Here is a 943-nt window from a genome sequence, read left to right as displayed (position 1 = left end):
TGGCCCCGGCCTCGACAAAATCCCCTCACCCGGTCTCGCTTCGCGAGCCCGACCTCTCCCGCAAGCGGGAGAGGCAACGCGTCCGGCTTCATCACGACCCCTGCCCCTCCGCCGCGCGGGCGGCAGCGGCGATCAGGGCGGCGGCGTCGGCCACCTCGGGCCCGCCGCAGGTCCACAGCCGTGGCGGCACCCGCACCAGGCGCAGATCCGGCAGAGCGGACAGGACCGGGTGGTCCAGCATCGCCTCGCCCAGCGACGGCGCCCCGTTCTCCGGCTGGTTCAGGATCAGCAGGCGCACCCCGGCCAGGGCGACGCGCTCCAGCGGGATCTCGCCGTAATTCTCCAGCCCCTGCTCGGCGGCGAGGTTGCGCACGCCGGCGCGGCGCAGGATCTCGTCGACCAGCGAGCCCCGGCCGGCGGTGAAGCCGTTCGGGCGCAGCACCACCGCCAGCGGCGGCGACGCCGGCGGCCGGATGGCCGCCAGCCGCCGGTCCATCGCCGCGACCATGGCTTCGCCCCTCTCCGGCTGGCCCAGGGCTGCCGCCACCTGGCGGATCTGGCCGCGGATGCCGTCGATGTCCCGCGGCACGCCGAGTTCCAGGATCGGCATGCCCAGGCGGCGCAGCACCGCCACCGTGCTGCGGGCGGTGAAGGCGCCGACCACGACCAGGTCAGGCTTCAGCGCCGCCACCTCCTCCGCCAGCGCGTGGTTGACCGGCACCGAGGCGGCCTCCACCGCCACCACCGAGTTCTCCGGGTCGCGTGCCAGCCAGGTCACCGACTGCACGTCGGCGCGGTCGGCCAGGCGCAGCACCAGCGCATCGGCGCAGAGGTTGAGCGAGACGATGCGATGTGGCCGGGCCTGGGCGGGTTCCGTAACGAGGGCCAATCCGAGCAGCCCGGCCGCTACTATCCTCCCCCTCCCCTTGCGGGAGGGGGGTCA

General features: G+C 74.7%; 1 protein-coding gene. It reads right to left on the bottom strand.

The window, feature by feature from the left end:
• Window positions 1–91: 91 nt before the first annotated feature.
• Window positions 92–889 (bottom strand): ABC transporter substrate-binding protein, encoded by a 798-nt coding sequence (locus P409_RS35270; RefSeq protein ID WP_202964917.1) that lies wholly within the window; start codon window positions 887–889, stop codon window positions 92–94.
• Window positions 890–943: the final 54 nt, after the last annotated feature.

Origin of the sequence: Inquilinus limosus MP06, assembly GCF_000767795.1 — a bacterium.
GTDB classification, from domain to species: domain Bacteria; phylum Pseudomonadota; class Alphaproteobacteria; order DSM-16000; family Inquilinaceae; genus Inquilinus; species Inquilinus limosus_E.
The sequence above is the reverse complement of the archived record's forward strand: the minus strand, read 5'-3'. Positions and strand labels throughout refer to the sequence as shown.